Genomic DNA, 17,914 nt, shown 5'->3' with positions numbered 1-17,914 from the left:
CTCCCCCTTGGGGAGGCCGGGAGGGGGGTGTGGTGGAGGTCGGGAGGAGGTCTTCTTTCTGTTAAATTATTCCAAAGAAGGTGCTGCCTTTTTGCCCCTTTCAGCTTTTTTGCTTAGTTTTGCAGCAACCATCAACTGAAAACATGTAGCGTTTTTACGTCATTGCAATGAAACAGCAGGAAAAGATTACCGAACAACCGTCGCACTTCGACCACTTGGAACAGATGTCCGTGGGCGAACTCCTGGCACATATCAACGAGGAAGACCTGACGGTGGCCGAGGCCGTACGCAAGGCATTGCCACAGGTCGAGGCCCTGGTGGTGGCCATCGAGCAGCGCATGCGCCGCGGTGGCAGACTGTTTTATGTGGGTGCTGGCACCAGCGGTCGTCTTGGCGTGCTCGATGCCAGCGAACTGCCCCCAACGTTTGGTGTGCCCGAAGGCATGGTCGTCGGTCTCATTGCCGGAGGCGACCATGCCCTGCGCCATGCCGTAGAGGGTGCCGAGGATGTGGCCGAACAAGGGTGGAACGACCTCTTGCCCTATCAGCCCACGCCCGATGATACCGTGATAGGCATTGCCGCTTCGGGCACCACGCCCTATGTCGTCGGTGCTGTCCGTCAGGCCCATGCCTGCGGTTTGCTCACAGGTTGCCTCACCAGCAATCCCGACAGTCCGCTGGCTGCCGTCTCCGACCATCCCGTCGAGACCATCGTAGGTCCCGAGTTCGTCACCGGCTCCAGTCGTATGAAGAGCGGCACCGCCCAGAAGATGGTGCTCAACATGATCTCCACCTCGCTCATGGTGCGCTTAGGGCGTGTCGAGGGCAACCGCATGGTGAAGATGCAGCTCACCAACGAAAAGCTCATTGACCGCGGCACCCGCATGATTCAAGACTCCCTGCACCTGTCCTACGACGAGGCCCGCCGCCGCCTGCTGGCCGCCGGCAGTGTCGATAGGGTGCTCAATCCTTAGCCATCACATTCATATCATAAAACTACAATGAAACTACTTACAAAACTACTATTTACTACGCTTTCTGCCCTTTGTGCGCAATCCATCGTGGCACAAACGGCCAACGCCACTGCCGAGAAGGCTATTCACGGCCCGCTCAGCGCCAATACGCATAAGTTCCTGGGCAACATCACCACCAGCGGTCGCGTGAACCCTGACGGCCTTGAATATGCCTATCTGTGGAACCAGCTCACGGCCGAGAACGAGTCGAAGTGGGGCTCGGTGCAAGGCACATCGCCTGATCAGTTCAACTGGGAAGGCACCGACCGTGCCTATCGCTACTGCAAGGCCCATGGCATCCCCTTCAAGTTCCACTGTCTGGTGTGGGGCGCTCAGTATCCCCGTTGGATGGACTCGCTCTCTGTCGATGAGCAGCGCCACGCCATCGAAGCCTGGATGGACGCCATCCGCGACCGCTATCCCGACCTGGCGATGATCGACGTGGTCAACGAGGCCGTCAAAGGCCATCAGCCCGCTCCTTTCCGCGCCGCCTTGGGTGGCGAAGGCCAGACGGGCTACGACTGGATTATCCGTGCCTTCGAGATGGCCCACGAGCGCTGGCCCGATGCCATCCTGATTTATAATGACTACAACACGTTCCGCTGGCAGAAGGATGAGTTCATCCAGCTGGTGCGCACGCTGCGCGATGCCGGAGCGCCCATCGATGCTTACGGTTGTCAGTCGCACGAGCTCACCGACATGCCCTTCGATGCGTTCCGTCAGGCCATGACCGACATCCACGATGCCCTGCGCATGCCGATGTACTGCACCGAGTATGACATCGCCACGGAGAACGACTCCCTGCAGTTGGCCCAGTATCAGCAGCAGATTCCTTATATGTGGCAACAGGACTACTGCGCCGGCATCACCCTCTGGGGCTATATCTACGGCCGCACCTGGACCCACAACGGCAACTCAGGTCTGATACGTGATGGCCAGGAGCGTCCTGCCCTGACGTGGCTGCGCCACTACATGCAGACACCTGAGGCAGGAAATGCCCGAAGCCCCTTTCCCGCTATGAGGAAAGAGGCCTCGCTATATATCAAGCCGTTGGCCCTCCGTATCGCTCAAGGCGAACAGTTAGACGTCACCGTCCGCGCCCGTCTGCGCACCAAGACCATCGACCACGTCGATCTTTATCTTGATGGCATCCAGCTGCCCACCCGTCGCCGTGCCCCCTATGTCTATCAGGTGGTCCCCACGGGCGCCGGTAGCCACGAGCTGCACGCCGTGCTCACCGCCACCGATGGCACCCGCTATGAGCGCTACTCCTTCATCGAAGTGAAGACAGAATAACGGGGGGAAAGACATACTAAAAAGAAAAGGAGTGCATAACGAGATAGGTCGCTATGCACTCCTTTTCTATAACTTCCCCTCCCCCTTGGGGAGGTTGGGAGGGGGTTGTGTCTATTTACTCCCCTCCCTCCACAGGGAGGGGTAGGGGGTGGGTCTAGTGTTTTTTACTTTTTATCTTTAGCCTTCCTTGCAAACTCAAACAGGGCGGTTGGCAGGTGGCAGTAGCCATCGGGGTTCTTGTCCAGGTAGTCCTGGTGATACTCCTCGGCGGTGTAGAAGTTCTTCAGTGGCACCTTTTCCACGGCGATAGGCTGGGAGAGCAGTGCCTGCTGTTCGGCAAACACCTTCTCGATGATGGGCAGCTGGTCCTCCGAGGTGTAGTACACGCCCGTGCGATAGCGGGTGCCCTCGTCGTGTCCCTGTTTGTTGAGGCTCGTGGGGTCAATGGCCTTGAAGAACATGTTCAGCAGGAACTCCAGTCCCACCACCTGCTCGTCGTACACCACCTGCACCGTCTCGGCATAGCCCGTCTGGTCGGTGTAAACCTCCTTATAGGTAGGGTTCTCCGTCTGTCCGTTGGCAAAGCCCACCTCCGTGTTCATCACGCCTTCTATCTGTTTGAAGTAATGCTCGGTGCCCCAGAAGCAGCCACCGGCTAAGTAAATCTCTTTCATTTGTTTTTCGTTTCTTGCTGATTAACTTGTAATTTTGGTGCAAAAGTAATAAAAAAGCCTTGCAACGAGAAACAAAACCAACAATTATTTGTATTTTTGTGGCGCGAAATCATCAACTATCATCAGGTGGAAGAAAAAATAAAAATACCCCATCCCCTTGTAGCCATTATTCCGGTGGCTGTTCTCATTGCGTTTCTATCGGTAGTCATCACCCTGTTTGGCAGCGACTCGCTCAGCGGTGGCAGTCAGGTGGCCCTTTTGATGGGCATGGCCGTCTGTGTGTGTATCTCCATGGGCGTTTATCGCGTGTCGTGGCATCGTTTCGAGACACAAATCAAGAAGACATTAGGCGAAGTTTCTATCACCTTGTTAATACTGTTATGCGTGGGCATGCTGTCGGGGTCGTGGATGATCAGCGGCGTCGTTCCCACGCTCATCTACTATGGCGTGCAGGTCATGTCGCCCCAGTTCTTCCTGGTCTCCACCTGCATCATCTGTGCCTTGGTGTCGCTCCTGTCGGGCAGTTCCTGGACCACCATTGCCACCATCGGCGTGGCGCTGCTTGGCATTGGCCATGCCCTGGGCGTCTCCGAGCCGTGGACGGCCGGTGCCATCATCTCTGGCGCCTACTTCGGCGATAAGATGTCGCCCCTTAGCGACACCACCATTCTGGCCTCTTCCAGCACCGGCACCGACCTCTTTACCCATATCCGCTACATGATGCTCACCACCGTGCCCACCTTTCTCATCACCACCGTCATCTTTTTGGTGGCCGGCCTCGGCTATGGTGATGGTGCCCAGTTGGAGGTAGGCGAATATACCGAAGGCCTGGAGCGCACGTTCCACATCTCGCTATGGACGCTGCTGGTGCCCTTGTTCACTGGCGTGCTCATTGCCCGCCGTGTGCCGTCGCTCATCGTGCTCTTCCTCTCGTCGGTCGTGGCCGGCGTGGTGGCACTCCTGTTCCAGCCCCACATCCTCACCGAGATTGGTGGTGGTCTGGTGCGCGGTCTGGCCATCACCTACTATGGCGCCACGGCTGTAGATACAGGCAATGCCTCGCTCAACGAGCTCGTCTCTACCGGAGGCATGGCCGGCATGCTCAACACCATCTGGCTCATCCTCTGTGCCATGTGTTTCGGTGCCTCGATGGTGGCCAGCGGCATGATCGAGAGTCTCACGCGCGTCATTGTGCGCTGGGTGCGCAGCAGGGCCACGCTGGTCGGTTCTACCGTTGGAACCGGCATTTTTCTCAATATCACCACTGGCGATCAGTTCATCTCTATCGTTCTCAATGCCGACATCTTCAAGCAGGCCTACCGCCAACAGGGCTACGAGTCATGCCTACTGAGTCGCTCTTGCGAAGACTCGGCCACCGTCACCTCCGTTCTGATACCCTGGAACACCTGTGGCATGACGCAGTCCACCGTTCTTGGTGTGCCTACGCTCACCTATCTGCCCTATTGCTTCTTCAATCTGTTGAGTCCGCTGATGAGCATTTTCATCGCTGTCATCGGGTGGAAAATTAGAAAAAAGCAGGTGGTGTAAAATGATGTAATCGATTTTTTGGCGCCAACGCGGGCTTTTACTACTTTTGCAAACGAAAGTCCGGACAACTTATCATCGTTTAACCATTTAAAAAAACAATTTATTATGAAGAAATTAATGATTGTAGCGCTGATGACCCTCTGTGGCGTCACAACGCTGTTGGCACAGAAAACAGTTGTATCGCAGAAGGCACAACAAGAAGATCCCTTCACCGTGGTAGAGCAGATGCCAGAGTTCCCTGGTGGCATGGAGGGCATGATGACCTTTATGAAAGACAACATGAAGTATCCCGAGGATGCCGAGAAGCAGAAGGTAGAGGGTCGCGTGCTGGTGCAGTTCATCGTCGAGAAAGATGGTAGCCTGAGCAATGTCAAAGTCTTACGCTCAGTGTTCCCTTCGCTCGATGCGGAAGCTGTACGTGTGGTAAAAGCCATGCCTAAGTGGAAGGCTGGTCGCCAGAAGGGAGAGCCCGTGCGCGTCAAGTACACCATACCTATCATGTTCAAGCTGAAATGAGGGTTGTTAGTTTATTCTTTTTTATCATTACAATAGCTGTTGCGGCCTGCTCTCCGGAGCAGAGCCGCAATACGCGGTTGTTGCAGGCCGAAACCGTCTGCCTGCAACAGCCCGACTCGGCTGTTCTGCTGCTCAACGGGCTCGACATCGACAGCTTTAGCACTGAGGCCGACAAGGCACTCTATGCCTTGGTGTTCACCGAGGCCATCCATCGCATCGGACTGACGTTCTCGTCCGATTCGATCATTGCCCTCAGTCAGCACTACTACGAGCAACAGGGCGACCAGCACCGCTGCGCCCGAGCCAGTCTGCAGCATGCCATTGTGCTCTACGGTCAGCAGCGCTATGGCGAGGCCTTCCGACTGCTGAAGCAGGTCGAGGAACAGGCTGCCCGTCTGGACGCCCCGTCGCTCTATTATGAGTTGTATGCCGTCTTGGGCGACATCAACGACAATGCCAACAACCACCCCCTGACCATCGACTACTACCACCGTTCGCTGCAGGCTGCCCGACAGCTGGGCAACAAGTCGTGGATGGCCCGACAGCTGAACAACATCGCCACCACCTATGATGTCATGAATCAGACCGACTCGCTGCAGGCCTATATAGAGCGCTGCCAGCCACTGCTCGACAGCGTCGATGGCCCCATCCGTGCCACCATGCTCACCAATATGGGCAGCTACTATCTGCACCAGAACAACCTCGTGCAGGCCAAAGAGTGTCTCTATGCCTCGCAGCAGATTGCCTATCTCGACAAAACCATCAAGCTGCTGGGCGATATTGCCGCGCGTGAGGGCCACTCTGCGCAGGCCAGCGACTACTGGTCGCAGGTGCTCCAGTCGCCCGACTATGCCATCAGCATGGATGCCTATGCCAAACTGATAGACTACTACAACACGCTGGCTGAGCAGGATCCTGCTGCCCACCGCATGGCCTCGCACCTCAGCCAGCGACTGAACCGGCTCTACCGCGACCGCTATGAACACAACGAGGCGGCTGCCATCCTCGACCTGCAGAAGCAATACGACGAGCAGCAGCGCGAGCGCCACCAGTATCGCACCGTCATCTGGTTGCTTTCGGCCCTCGTCGTCGTGGTCCTGGCCTTGGCCCTCATGGCGTGGTATTACCTGCTGACGCACCGCGAACTAGTACAGATGCAGCGACAGAAGAAGCGCCAGCAGCGCGACAACTCGCGCCAGCTGAAAGAGGTCACGGCCCGTCTGCATAAGTCAGCCATGCTGGGCCAGGCTGCTGCCGACGAGGATGTCAGCACCCTGCAGCAAGTCTGCTTCTCGCTCAACCCCAATCTGCTTACGCTGTTGAAGCCGCTCGGCGTGCGCGAGCAGACGCTCTGTCTGCTGATATACTATCATTTCCAGCCCTCCGAGATTGCCTGTCTGCTCATGGCGTCGCCACAGTCCATCACCAACATGCGAGTGAAGTTGCTGAAGCGCCTCTTTGGCGAAACCGGCGGTGCCAAGGATTTCGACCAGCAGCTGTTGAGATACTGACTGCCATCTTGGTCGAAAGCCCAGCCAACAGTCTCCCTTTTGAAGGTCAAGAGTGTCGCTTTCGTCATCTAATAGTGCCACTTTTGCCATCTAATAGTGGCACTTTTGCATCCATTCTAGAGTCTAGAAACCCCATTTCTAGAGTCTAGAATGGGTTGTTTTAAAGTCTAGAAGTGGCAGTTCTAGAGTCTAGAAATGGCACTTCTAAAGTCTAGAACCAAAGCAATAGTTTCAGTTCTAGCCCCTAGAACTGTCACTTCTAGCCCCTGAATCAACCACATCTAGGGGCTGAAACGACCGCATCTAGCCCCTGGAATGGCGCTGGCCAGGGGCTAGATGCGGAGCAAAACTTACCGAATTGCATCACAAAACTTACCGAATTGCATCGCAAAACCTACACTATTGCAATGCAAAACCTACACTGTTGCACCGCAATTCTTTTTCCACGCAGAATCTACTTTCCGATGCAGAATGTAAAATCTGTAAATATAAGTTACTGATAATCAGCGCATGCCACTCCAATTATGGGGGACAGATACTATGTCGAGGGACTTTTGTCCCTTCGTGTACCTCCAGGCTCTTATTCTGTCCCTTCAGCGTAGCTTAATATTATTGGCGAAGATAAAAGGTTTAGTTTAGGTTATAGATATTTAATATGGGGATAAACTAAACCGTTCATTGGTCAAGTATACCGACTTTCTCATCTCTTTCTTTTTTGACGGCAGAAATCAGAATCCTTTAATACAGATGTTTGGTTGCTAGGAAATATAAATTCGGCAACAAAATGTATTTATTGCCGAATTTATATAACCGTACAAAACTACCACACTTCTGTCAAATAGTAGTATGTTTGTACAGAATGGCGTTATAAAACTTGATTTAGTCAAGGGGTAATTTCTGCTAGTTCCATGATGTCTAACATTTTGAATAGGACTCCATCAATAGATGAATGCCAGCTTTGGTGAAAGTGACCGTAATACCAATGTGTAAGTGTTATGGTCTCTGCTCTCAATTTGGTATAGATTGCATCCATTGTCTCACGTTCCTTCTGTACATCATCTAACAGACTGTTGTCATATATTGCCCATTGCAGTAATCCATCTTTGTTCTGTAGTTCACAGAAAGATGGGGCAGTATGTGTCACTACTGTATCTATCTTATGCAAGTTGGTTATCTCAGATAATATGTCATTGTTGAAAACTGGAGCTTCATCTTGCCAATAATAGTTGGGTGAAAAAAGTTCATTGTCAAAAGAGTTATGGCTGTACCTATGTGCCTTTCTTTGATAGTGTTCCCATGCATCTATTCTTGGCTGACGGTCAACAGATATTGCTCCTCCAACACAGAGTATGGTGTGACCATTGGCTTTGACTACAGAGTAGTCGGGAATGCAAGTAAACCTTTTATGCCGGAATGTTTTTCCGTCAAAGTAAGCTGGATTGTCATGGTTGCCACGGATGAAAAGAAACCAGTTGTTGGATTCATTTACTCGCTTGGTATTGCGCTTGACAATATTCTCATAGTACCCTTTTCTTTCAAAGCCAAAGCCACAATCTCCTGCTACAATGACCAGAGTATCTTTCATCTGATATTGCACACAAACTTTATTCACGAGGAGATTGAAGTCCCCGTGAATGTCACCGCAGACAACAATACATTTGCAGTCTGGGAAATCGTATGTATGGTACTTATTCATGTGCCAGAATCTCCCAATAAGGGCGTAAGGTGTCTTGTATGTGTGTCACAATATCCGAGAATGACATCTCCTCTTTCTTTGTAATCTTACGTAAAAAAGCTTGCCATCGAACTTGCATTTGTTGGTTGTTGGCAAAATCATCGCGGAAAAACATAGTGTTAGCATCATATGAAGTATGCCTGTTCTCAAATGTATGCACAATAGCTTCTTGTAGTATCTCACTGTCATATTTTTCTTTTGACAGCAGATGATATAGGTCGTAATAGTCTTTCATGCGGCTGCTTTGGTCTGCCAGATCAACCACTGCATGGAATTTCTCTGCAATAACTGTCTCAAGCGAGTAAGCCAGAATGTTTACAGCTGGCAGACTTTCAAGCAGAGTAGGATAGTCTAGATCTATTGGACTTGGGGTGACTACATCGCCAAAGCCGATGTCCATCGTCAATACTTGTGAAATTGTGTCCATTCTAACTGGTATGCTCAGTCGTATACCATGATAATCCTTGAACTCTGTGATATTCTGTGATGTAATATTTTCGACGTCATAGATAACCCCGTCTTCATCGCATGGAACGGAACAAATCTCTTTGAATGCTGCAACGATTGAAGTTCCTTCATTACTTATATTTTTTCCAAGGAAGTCTATATCCAATGTTGGGCGCGCTGCAAACTTTTCGTATGCATACATCAAAGCACCACCTTTCAGATAGAAGTTGTCGCGGTATCTTGTCTGTGACATTCTGTATAGCAGACGTTCTTGAAAGAAACGAGTCAGGATGGTTTGATGGAAGACATCTTCCTTTTTGGATATGTTCAACAGTTTGCTGCGGATAGATTTTCCGTAATTCTTTATGGCTTCGTTACTCATAGTTTAACTTGCAGATATTGTTCAAGAATCTTTCCCACTCTCAGTTTACGGGCGTAGTCCATCAACTTGCTTAGGTTTCTGTCTGGACGTTCAAGATAATTATTGATGATTTCGGAGCAGACATCCATACCAACTTTATTGCGAAACTTTACTGCATCGCACACACATCGTTCAACATCGTAGAGGCGAATATTGAAGCCATCAATTATCATCGAAATTACACCAATTTTTAGAAGATTTTCCGTATAATGATGAACCTCCATTCTTGGAAAAGAAGGAATAGAGACTTTTCGCCCTCTTTTGATGGCGATATGAAAAGCCTGTGGCATGGAAGTGGTAAGCTGATGAATGCTCCATGCTGACCAAAGGCATAGAATGCCTTCTGGAACAACGGCATTGATGTCAATCATGTTGCCACTGAGTTGGTCTATATTGGCATACACACCACGACGGACCTGGATAAGCTCTCCTTGCTTGGCACTCTCCAGCATCTTATAGTAAGCTGTTCTCCCTTGCTTTTTTACAGAGGCGGAAGAAAGATATGTATTCCGTTCTTTCATATTATTATCTTTGATAATCGGTACAAAGATACTACAAATATTTTTAATTGTAGTAGTTTTGTACGGATTTTGTTCTTTTAATGGCAAATTTTTATGTTTATTAAGATGTTCCGAATACAAAATCAACGTATCAAGTAATGATATTTTTATTACTTTTGCAACAAAAAAGTTTCATTATAACAATTCAAAATGATAAAAAGGTTATAAGAATATAACCTTTCTGAGTACATTCTGCATGCTATTTCTGTCAGAATTCACAAATATTGCGAAGATGGAGATACATTTCTATAATAATTGGAGTATTCTATAGTTTTGCTATATAATCGAGAGATTCTTTCAAACATTATACATATCACTTTCCCACGCAGAAATTACTATCTGTAAATCTAATAGTGTTTTAGTCTTGGTTTTGTTCAGATAAAAAGTCGTTTTAATGTTTTTTTGTGGTATTCCGACAAAAAACGGGAGAATGGTATAAAAAAAGGTAGTAGTGTTACAACCATTTAAAAATAAGTTGTAACTTTGCAACACCAAACAATCAATCAATAAACCATAAAACATAAAAACCGCATGAGACTATACTTGTTTTTGCTGTCTTTTATTTCTATCAATGTCTTTGCAGACAGTATAGAACCTAACCTGAAATGGGGAAAACCTACCAAAGAAGAGCTGACGATGACAGAATATGCGCCCGACAAGGATGCAGACGCTGTGGTGTTGTGCCAACAGGTTAAAGTGTACTATCAATTTTTGAATGACGATTTCCGTGTTTTCAGAGTTGTGAAAGGCCGTTTGAAGGTGTTGAAGCCTGAGGGAAAGGCTGTTGTATTAAAGCAAAAAGACTAAGGTGTGCTCGGCACTTAAGTGCGGAGAACGGGACGGAGAACGAAAACGAAAACGAGAACAAGAACGAAAAACAAAAACGAAAGCGAAAGCGAAAACGAACCATGATAAAGGCCCCTGTCAAGCACAACCGCCTGCGGCGAATGGAGACGCACGACTACACCTCGTCCTGCATCTATCTGATTACGGTGACGACGGAAGGCCGCCAGCGCCTTCTTGGTAAGCTGGTGGGCGACAGTGCCGCCACTGCCGCCATCGAGCCGACGCCGCTGGGCGCCTATGTCGCGGAGGCCTTCCGTCAGACGGCTGTCGAGACGACGAAGAAGACCGGCTGCCGCGTTCAGGTGCTTCATTATCAGATCATGCCCGACCATTTCCACGGCATCCTCTATGTCCGCGACACCCTGCCCGCCAACTACGCCCTGGGTAAGATTGTTGCCGCCTGGAAAAGCGCCTGCACCCACGCCCTTTGGGCTTCTTCGTTTTGTGCTCCACACTTAAGTGCGGAGAACGGGACGAAGGACTTAAGTGCTTCGTCAAGTTCTCGAAACTTAAGTTCCGAGCACAGAACAGCCCTTTTCTCCCGCGGCTTCAACGACCGCATCCTGTTCCGCAGGGGCCAATTGAAGACCTGGGTGGCCTATCTCGATGACAACCCGCGGCGCCTCTGGCTCAAGTGGCATTTCCCTGACCGTCTGCGCAAGGTCTATGATTTCACCGCAGGCACGAAGGGCCACCGCTATACCGCCGTCGGCAACACGTTCCTCGTCACCTATCCCGAGCGCCTCCAGGTGCGCTGCCATCGCAACCTGACAGAGGAGCAGATACAGCAGGAGGTGGAGAAATACCTGAGAGAAGCCCACCGCGGTACGGTGCTCGTCTCGCCGTTTATCTCGCCGGCAGAGAAGGCTGTCTTTGAGGCCTGCTATCGGGAAAGGCTCCCCATGATACATATCGTCAACCGCGGTCTGGACGGCAAGTTCAACTACCCCTCCGGCAGAGACCTGTCGGGCTGCTCCGATGGCTTCCTGTTGGTGCTGGCGCCCTATGCCGACTATAGCGCCGAGACCGCTGCCGCCCGCATCACCCGCGCGCAATGCCTCGACATGAACGCCTACGCCGCCGACTTGGCTACCGTCACGCCAGCATAGCCTTCGCTATAACTTTCCCATCCTTCGCTCCCTCCGTCCTGCGCTCGGCACTTAAGTGCTGAGCACTGTTGTTTTCTATTTGTCTCATTCCCCTCCCCGCGGGCTTTTGTATTCGTCTCATTTGGGGCGGGGACTTTCAAAATCTGCAAAATGTGTTTCAAAATCTGTAAAGAAACTATTGCATGTTTCGCAGATTTTTCTTATCTTTGCCAACAGAACATAATACTTACCCGAAATATATAACCTAATGAACATGACAGACATTATGAACTTTACACTCGTAGGGGTGGTGGCGCTGCTCACCATCCTCTGCTGATGTTTATATTACGCCCTCAGCAGCCGCGACGAACGCCTGGACCGGCTCTCCGTAGAGAACCGCGACCTGAAGAACGTGATCGAGGACATGGAGCAGGAGATGCATGGGGGCGGCTGTCCACCCTGATGTCTTCGGCCACAGATCTGCAGATGTCTCAGTGATGAATAAGAATATCTAAACAACATACAATTTATTAACTATCTAAAACTTAAAATTATGACAAAAAACAAATTATTACTTCTGCTCGTGCTGCTCTTGACGGCGGCGACGGGCGCATGGGCGCAATCGACCCACGTCGTGAAACAAGACAATGTCAACACAATCTTCAGCGGCGACGGCTACACGCTGGGCGACGCTGTGAAGGCCGGCGACGTGCTGGACTTCCAGGGCGAGATCGAGCTGGAAGGCGATGCGTCGCACTCGCTGATCATCAACAAGCCGGTGAACATCATCTCGTCCACCGAGGATGCCGTGGTGAAACTGAACACGGCCAATGGTCAGCCGGCCTATAAGGAAGACCCTGGCAAGGCTTTCGTCATCAACAAGGCCGGTGCCGGCACTACGGTTGAGGGCATCCGCTTCGAGAACACGCGTATCTGGATCTACAACACCAGCAACGTGACGCTGACGGGCGTTACCCAGCATGTAGAGGATAAGAGTATAAGCTCCGGCACGGGCCATATGTGTATCCGCTGGAGCGACCATGTGACTCTGGACGGCTGCACCGTCTATGCCAAGAACAACGGCGGCAGCTCTGCCTGCCTATTGATAGGCTGCAACAATTGCACCATCAAGGACACTCGCATTGAAGGTGAAGGCAACGTCGGCAATCTTCTGTATTTAGGCAACATCTTTCAACCTGACGACAAACCTGCGGACTTTGGCGATTATATTCATTCTACCGACTGCACCGTGACGGGTTGCACGGTTACTAAGTCTGGCAGCGCCAGCCCTATGTGCATATTTGCGATTGGCGGTCTGCGCCATCGTATCGAAGGTTGTACGATTGAGAATCTCAGCGTTTCATCTGCCTATGGTACCGCTACGCCTGCCTCTGCTGACGAAGGCCACACCATCCTCAACAACACGATTACGGCCAACTTCACAGTTATCAAGTACTCTACCGCCACTGGCAACACCGTCACTGGCACCATGACATTACAGCAGGGCGCTACCGCTACTGGCAACAGCGTGACCGGCAATGTAAGCATGTCGCAAGCCGACATCACCTTCACCGGCAACCAGGTGCAGGGCAAGGTGACGGCATCGAATAAGAACGCCACGATTCAGGGCAACACCATCATCTCGACCGAGGAGTATGCCGTGTATCTTTCTTCGACGGCTGCCGATGCCAACAACACCGTGACGAACAACGACCTGAAGGCTGCCGCGAAGACTGGCGACGAGGCCGTGAGCAGCAAGAGCACGAGCAACACTGTCAAAGACAATGGCGACGCCAACAAGTACACCGTCAAGCTGAAGGAGGGCGTACAGGATGCCGACAAGTGGACTATTGCCCCCGCCGAGGCCACGACCGACGGCGTGTATCGTAACACCAAGGTGACGCTGAAGTACAACGGACGACTGAAGGTGAAGGGCGTGACGGCTACAAGCGACGCGGCTGCTCCCAGCGTTCCCGACGGTGCCCTCAGCGGCGTTTTCAGCGTAAGCGACACGAAGCAGGTTTATTTCTCGAAGGGCAACCTGCAGGCTACCTATAACACATCATGGTCGTGGGCCTTTGCCACCAACCAGTGGGACTACATCGGCAACGCTGCTGGCAATACCAGCATCAATGGCGGTGGCACTATCAGCGGAACTGGTACTGTTGACCTCTTCGGTTGGGTGGGTGCAGCATGCGCCTGGACGGGCGCTGCCCAATATGGCATCAGCAATGTTATGCAAGCCGCTCAGTATGGTAATGTTGCAGGCGAAGCGCTGAAGTCTGACTGGGGTACGCTGGCTATCACTAATGGTGGCAACACGGCCAACTTTGGCTGGCGCACGCTGACTGGTGGTGATGATAGTAGCGAGTGGGAATACTTGTTTAAAACCCGCACTACGCCCTCTGGTGTACGCTATGCCCATGCGACCGTGAACGACGTGCCAGGCCTTGTGCTGCTGCCTGACGACTGGAGCGCCGACTACTACAGCCTGAATAATGTGAACGATGCATATAGCACTGCCTATACTGACAATGTCATCTCTTCCTCTGACTGGACGTCTAAGCTGGAGGCTCATGGCGCCGTATTCCTTCCGGCCGGCGGCAACAGAAACGGTGCAACGGTCAACGATGCTGGTGATAAGGGAAACTACTGGTCAAGTACATCCAGCACATCTGCACAGTCCGCCCGCTACTTTTACTTTGGATCTGGCAGATTTACGGGGCTCACTCAGAACTCCACGCGCAACAGAGGTTGCTCCGTGCGCCTGGTTTGCGAGGTGGCTACGACCGACGCACCGGCGGCGAAGCCCGCTGCTACGGTGACGACGGCGCCGACGGGTGCGGCGATTGTTGGCGTTGGCAAGACGACGGCGCTGGTTAGCGGTGGCGTGGCCGACGACGGCACGCTGATGTATGCGGTGACCACGACGAACACGATGCCTACCTCGACGGCTGGCTTCAGCGACGCGGTGCCCACGGCTAAGGACATCACCGCCAGTGGCAAGGTATATGTTTGGTATTACGTGAAGGCCGACGACACGCACACCGACAGCGAGATTGCGGCTACGGCCATTGAGGTTCCCGTGGCCGACATCGTATGGGACATTACGAACGTCACCGACCTTAATGTCTTCGAAGGCGACCCATATGAGAAGGAGGGCGTCACGCTGAGATCTAATGCCGAAAATGTATTTGCCTGGTGGGATACTACTAGCGGAAATCAGACGTTGGATGGCATCAGTTTCCAAGTGGACGAATACGACGGCTTTACCTTTACGGAACAGACCGGCAAGAATTTCACAAAGATCGAGATGACGCTCAATGGCTCTGAGGGATGGGACATTGCAGATCTCGGCTCTGGATGGTCGTATAGTGGAGATTCTATGACAGAAATATATAAAGTCACGTGGACGGACAGTGCCGACTCGACGGTTGATCTGCTGACGGATGCTGATACGTTCGGCGGCGCAAATGTGAAATACATCGCGTTCTACCTGTCAGAGTAATCCCCCTCGCCGCTCCCCCCTCCCTTCAAGGGGAGGGGAGAGGCGAAGGAGACCCACCCCCTGCCCCTCGCCTGCTGAGGGAGGGGAGTGAATAGAATCAAGAACAAAGAAACATTAAAACAATAAGATTATGATACAAATTAAAAAAACAATACTGACGCTCGTGCTGCTGATGACGGCAGCGACGGGCGCGTGGGCAGAAGGTTATTATAATATTAATATAAATTTCGATCCTGTTTATAATCCTGAGTTTACTTTCTTTATGTGTGATGTTATGGGACCCGATATGCCTAGTGGTACTCTCGGCCTATGGATTGATAAGTCATACACAGGCAGTTTCAGGGTTGATAACGGCATGTGTTCGACTGAAATTCACAGTTTGGATGCGGGAGATCATACTTGGTATGCCGAGTTTATTCCTGAGGGTGGCGGTGAAAAGAGTACTGAACAGAGAAGTTTTACAATAGATCAGGGCTTTGCCTATGTTTATATTGATGATCCTGGACAATCTTCAATTGAAATGGGCGTTGGTGAAAGTAGGAATTTTAGGGGTCATGTAGATGGTCCTGAATCAAGTGAGGTAAATATTTCATCAAGTAATGATAATGTTGCTAAATTTAGGGCTTCATCCAGTTCCTCTTATATATTTGAGGGCTATATTGATGCTGTTGGTGCAGGCACTGCCACAATTACAGTTTCATTTGCAGGCAATAAAAATTACAAGGCTGCCCAAAGTAAAACACTCACTGTTACAGTCTTAGCCCCCGCCTCCTCCGGCCCCAAGGTCGCCTGGGACAAGGCGACGAACACCGGCCAGTTCACCATGCCCGGCGGCAACGTGACATTGGAGCCCGAGTACTACCCGCAGGCCGCGCTCACCGCAGCGCCCACCGCCATCAATGACGTGCCCGCCACCACCGACGGCGCCATCGTCAAAGCCGGCACCGTGGCCAACATCGGCAGCACCGAGACCGCCCAGGGCACCGTGATGTACTACGTCAGCCCGACGCCCCTCGACGACGCCGCCCTGCTGGCCCTCGCCGCTGACAAGTGGACAGCCGACGTGCCCACCGCCGAGAAGCTCGCTGAGGGCGAGGCCTACGTCTACTACTACGTGCGCGGCAACGACAGCGACACCGACGAAGAGAACTTCAGCGACGGCGACATCCTGTCCGCCAACGCCCTCACCGTCACCATCGCCGCCGAGCCCACCTACGCCGTCACCTTCGCCGAGGGCACCGATCCCAACGAGTGGACCGCCGACCCCAATGCCGACGTGACGAAGGGCCAGACCGTCACCGTCACCTACACCGGCGACCGCAAGGTCATCGGCGTGAAGGCGGAGAAGAAGGCGAAGGCTCCGGCATCTAACCCGCTTGACAACACCACAACCGCATGGTCGGCAGGCACCTTTGTCGTGCCCGCAGGCGGACTGACCTACAGCGACGCCATCACCGTGAGCGGCGACGTGACACTGGTGCTGACCGACGGCGAGACGCTCACCCTGAACAAGGGCATCAGCCTTGCCAGCGGCGCAACGCTCACCATTGAGGGCAATGGCACGATGGTAGTCAACGGCACGGACAACAGCACCGCTTCCACCGTTGCCGGCAGCACAGGAACACTGAAACTGACCAGCGGCACACTGACAGCCAAAGGAGGCAACGGCGGTAGTGTCGGCGTTTTTGGTTATGGTTCTCATGGAGGCAACGGCGGCAATGCCATCAACGGCTCAGTGATCGTCAGCGGCGGCACGCTGACAGCCAGAGGAGGCAACGGCGGTAGTGTCGGCGATGCGAGTGATGATTGTTCTGGAGGCAACGGCGGCGATGCCATCAGCGGCACTCTGACCATAAACGGCGGCTCAACGTCAGTCAATAACGGCTCTAACGGTTCTATCGGCGAAGATTGTGATGATTGTACTGCAGGTAAAGGCGGTAAGGCTGTCGCAGGAACCGTGACCGATAACCGCTAATCCCCCTCTCGCGCGTATATAATATAAAAGGTATAAACAACATAAAGAAATACAATATATGAAAACAATATCAAGATATATAATGACGCTCGCGCTGCTACTCACGGCAGTCACGGGCGCGTGGGCACAAAGCTACGAAGCCAAAGTCTTTGACGTTCCCGCTTCGTGGACAGGTGACGAGACTCCAATATCGGCTGCCGACCTGCCGAAAGACTTTGTGCAGATAACCAAAGATGAGGCAAAGGCGCTGGCCGTTCCAGATGGCATCGTTGTTCTCATCTATGGTTTTGATGGCGACAACGTTAAAAAGATTCAATTTGAAGGTGGCACATTTATCGATGATGATTATGATGATGGTTCTCCAGAAGCCAGGAGAATGTTTATAGTGTTTCAGACAAATTTTAATGCTAAAATCTGCTATACCACCCCCGGTGGTCCCAAGGTCGCTTGGAACGCTGCAACCAAGACCGGCACCTTCGCGATGCCCGGCAGCGACGTCGTGCTGACACCCATCTACGCCAAGGCAGCCGCATTCGCCACCACGGGCACCGAGCCCGAAGTGAAGCCGCTGCTGCCCGAAGCCGCTGAAGGCGTCATCGCCGGCACCGACGCATCGCTCATCGCCGAGGGCACCGGCATCGTGGCCTTCGCCGGAACGAGCACCGAGGTCACGCAGGGCACGCTGATGTACGCCATCGGCACCTCAGCCACCGAGGCCCCCGCACTCACCGCCTTCAGCGCCACAGTGCCCACAGCCAAGGACGTCGCTGACGACG

Annotated in this window: 14 protein-coding genes; 10 read left to right on the top strand and 4 right to left on the bottom strand. The window is 52.3% G+C overall.

Annotation, left to right across the window (positions count from 1 at the left end; translation table 11 throughout):
• Window positions 1-167 precede the first annotated feature (167 nt).
• Both murQ and T433_RS15615 read left to right on the top strand, forming a co-directional pair.
• Complete coding sequence (gene murQ, locus T433_RS0113790; RefSeq protein WP_027456188.1) at window positions 168-974, top strand: N-acetylmuramic acid 6-phosphate etherase; 807 nt, start codon at window positions 168-170, stop codon at window positions 972-974.
• A 27-nt stretch (window positions 975-1,001) separates the two neighbouring features.
• Window positions 1,002-2,309 carry an endo-1,4-beta-xylanase gene (locus T433_RS15615; RefSeq protein WP_081778515.1) on the top strand — a complete coding sequence of 436 codons (1,308 nt, stop codon included), beginning with the start codon at window positions 1,002-1,004 and terminating at the stop codon, window positions 2,307-2,309.
• 164 nt (window positions 2,310-2,473) lie between these two features.
• On the opposite strand, the gene msrA is transcribed toward T433_RS15615, so the two are convergent.
• Window positions 2,474-2,983, bottom strand: coding sequence for a peptide-methionine (S)-S-oxide reductase MsrA (gene msrA / locus T433_RS0113780; protein WP_027456187.1), 510 nt, complete (start codon window positions 2,981-2,983; stop codon window positions 2,474-2,476).
• A 126-nt stretch (window positions 2,984-3,109) separates the two neighbouring features.
• On the opposite strand from msrA, the gene T433_RS0113775 reads away from it, so the two are divergent.
• The 3 genes from T433_RS0113775 to T433_RS0113765 all read left to right on the top strand — a co-directional run bounded on the left by T433_RS0113775 (window position 3,110) and on the right by T433_RS0113765 (window position 6,558).
• A complete protein-coding gene (locus tag T433_RS0113775) occupies window positions 3,110-4,531 on the top strand; it encodes a Na+/H+ antiporter NhaC family protein (RefSeq protein WP_027456186.1) in 1,422 nt (473 codons plus the stop codon).
• 105 nt (window positions 4,532-4,636) lie between these two features.
• Window positions 4,637-5,047 carry an energy transducer TonB gene (locus T433_RS0113770; protein ID WP_027456185.1) on the top strand — a complete coding sequence of 137 codons (411 nt, stop codon included), beginning with the start codon at window positions 4,637-4,639 and terminating at the stop codon, window positions 5,045-5,047.
• A complete protein-coding gene (locus T433_RS0113765; RefSeq protein ID WP_155808525.1) occupies window positions 5,044-6,558 on the top strand; it encodes a hypothetical protein in 1,515 nt (504 codons plus the stop codon). Before T433_RS0113770 ends, T433_RS0113765 begins: the two co-directional genes overlap by 4 nt.
• A gap of 883 nt (window positions 6,559-7,441) precedes the next feature.
• On the opposite strand, the gene T433_RS0113760 is transcribed toward T433_RS0113765, so the two are convergent.
• Genes T433_RS0113760 through T433_RS0113750 form a run of 3 tightly spaced genes read right to left on the bottom strand, consistent with a single transcriptional unit; the run spans window position 7,442 to window position 9,613 of the window.
• Window positions 7,442-8,254, bottom strand: a complete 813-nt coding sequence (locus T433_RS0113760; protein ID WP_027450571.1) for a metallophosphoesterase — start codon at window positions 8,252-8,254, stop codon at window positions 7,442-7,444.
• Window positions 8,247-9,122: a nucleotidyl transferase AbiEii/AbiGii toxin family protein gene (locus tag T433_RS0113755; RefSeq protein ID WP_027456183.1), complete on the bottom strand. Its 876-nt coding sequence runs from the start codon at window positions 9,120-9,122 to the stop codon at window positions 8,247-8,249. The genes T433_RS0113760 and T433_RS0113755 overlap by 8 nt, the downstream gene beginning before the upstream one ends.
• The gene (locus tag T433_RS0113750; protein ID WP_231478038.1) at window positions 9,119-9,613 is read right to left on the bottom strand and encodes a type IV toxin-antitoxin system AbiEi family antitoxin domain-containing protein; all 495 of its coding nucleotides are present in this window, start codon (window positions 9,611-9,613) and stop codon (window positions 9,119-9,121) included. Before T433_RS0113750 ends, T433_RS0113755 begins: the two co-directional genes overlap by 4 nt.
• 639 nt (window positions 9,614-10,252) lie before the next feature.
• Here T433_RS0113750 and T433_RS0113745 point away from each other — a divergent pair.
• The 5 genes from T433_RS0113745 to T433_RS15610 all read left to right on the top strand — a co-directional run.
• Complete coding sequence (locus tag T433_RS0113745; protein ID WP_155808524.1) at window positions 10,253-10,528, top strand: hypothetical protein; 276 nt, start codon at window positions 10,253-10,255, stop codon at window positions 10,526-10,528.
• A 140-nt stretch (window positions 10,529-10,668) separates the two neighbouring features.
• Window positions 10,669-11,676, top strand: a complete 1,008-nt coding sequence (locus tag T433_RS0113740; protein ID WP_027456181.1) for a hypothetical protein — start codon at window positions 10,669-10,671, stop codon at window positions 11,674-11,676.
• 532 nt (window positions 11,677-12,208) lie between these two features.
• The gene (locus T433_RS0113730; RefSeq protein ID WP_155808523.1) at window positions 12,209-15,163 is read left to right on the top strand and encodes a right-handed parallel beta-helix repeat-containing protein; all 2,955 of its coding nucleotides are present in this window, start codon (window positions 12,209-12,211) and stop codon (window positions 15,161-15,163) included.
• A 130-nt stretch (window positions 15,164-15,293) separates the two neighbouring features.
• On the top strand, window positions 15,294-17,138 hold the full coding sequence (locus T433_RS16610) for an autotransporter outer membrane beta-barrel domain-containing protein (RefSeq protein ID WP_155808522.1): 1,845 nt from the start codon (window positions 15,294-15,296) through the stop codon (window positions 17,136-17,138).
• Between the two features lie 58 nt (window positions 17,139-17,196).
• A partial coding sequence (locus tag T433_RS15610) for a hypothetical protein (protein ID WP_155808521.1) occupies window positions 17,197-17,914 on the top strand: 718 nt, incomplete at its 3' end.

It is taken from the genome of Xylanibacter brevis ATCC 19188 (assembly GCF_000621725.1).
Lineage (GTDB): Bacteria > Bacteroidota > Bacteroidia > Bacteroidales > Bacteroidaceae > Prevotella > Prevotella brevis.
The sequence above is the reverse complement of the archived record's forward strand: the minus strand, read 5'-3'. Positions and strand labels throughout refer to the sequence as shown.

Bases quoted from the DNA above. Each gene is read 5' to 3' on its own strand.
- murQ (WP_027456188.1), top strand. From the start codon at position 168: ATGAAACAGCAGGAAAAGATTACCGAACAACCGTCGCACTTCGACCAC.
- T433_RS15615 (WP_081778515.1), top strand. From the start codon at position 1,002: ATGAAACTACTTACAAAACTACTATTTACTACGCTTTCTGCCCTTTGT.
- msrA (WP_027456187.1), bottom strand. From the start codon at position 2,983: ATGAAAGAGATTTACTTAGCCGGTGGCTGCTTCTGGGGCACCGAGCAT.
- T433_RS0113770 (WP_027456185.1), top strand. From the start codon at position 4,637: ATGAAGAAATTAATGATTGTAGCGCTGATGACCCTCTGTGGCGTCACA.
- T433_RS0113765 (WP_155808525.1), top strand. From the start codon at position 5,044: ATGAGGGTTGTTAGTTTATTCTTTTTTATCATTACAATAGCTGTTGCG.
- T433_RS0113760 (WP_027450571.1), bottom strand. From the start codon at position 8,254: ATGAATAAGTACCATACATACGATTTCCCAGACTGCAAATGTATTGTT.
- T433_RS0113755 (WP_027456183.1), bottom strand. From the start codon at position 9,122: ATGAGTAACGAAGCCATAAAGAATTACGGAAAATCTATCCGCAGCAAA.
- T433_RS0113750 (WP_231478038.1), bottom strand. From the start codon at position 9,613: ATGCTGGAGAGTGCCAAGCAAGGAGAGCTTATCCAGGTCCGTCGTGGT.
- T433_RS0113745 (WP_155808524.1), top strand. From the start codon at position 10,253: ATGAGACTATACTTGTTTTTGCTGTCTTTTATTTCTATCAATGTCTTT.
- T433_RS0113740 (WP_027456181.1), top strand. From the start codon at position 10,669: ATGGAGACGCACGACTACACCTCGTCCTGCATCTATCTGATTACGGTG.
- T433_RS0113730 (WP_155808523.1), top strand. From the start codon at position 12,209: ATGACAAAAAACAAATTATTACTTCTGCTCGTGCTGCTCTTGACGGCG.
- T433_RS16610 (WP_155808522.1), top strand. From the start codon at position 15,294: ATGATACAAATTAAAAAAACAATACTGACGCTCGTGCTGCTGATGACG.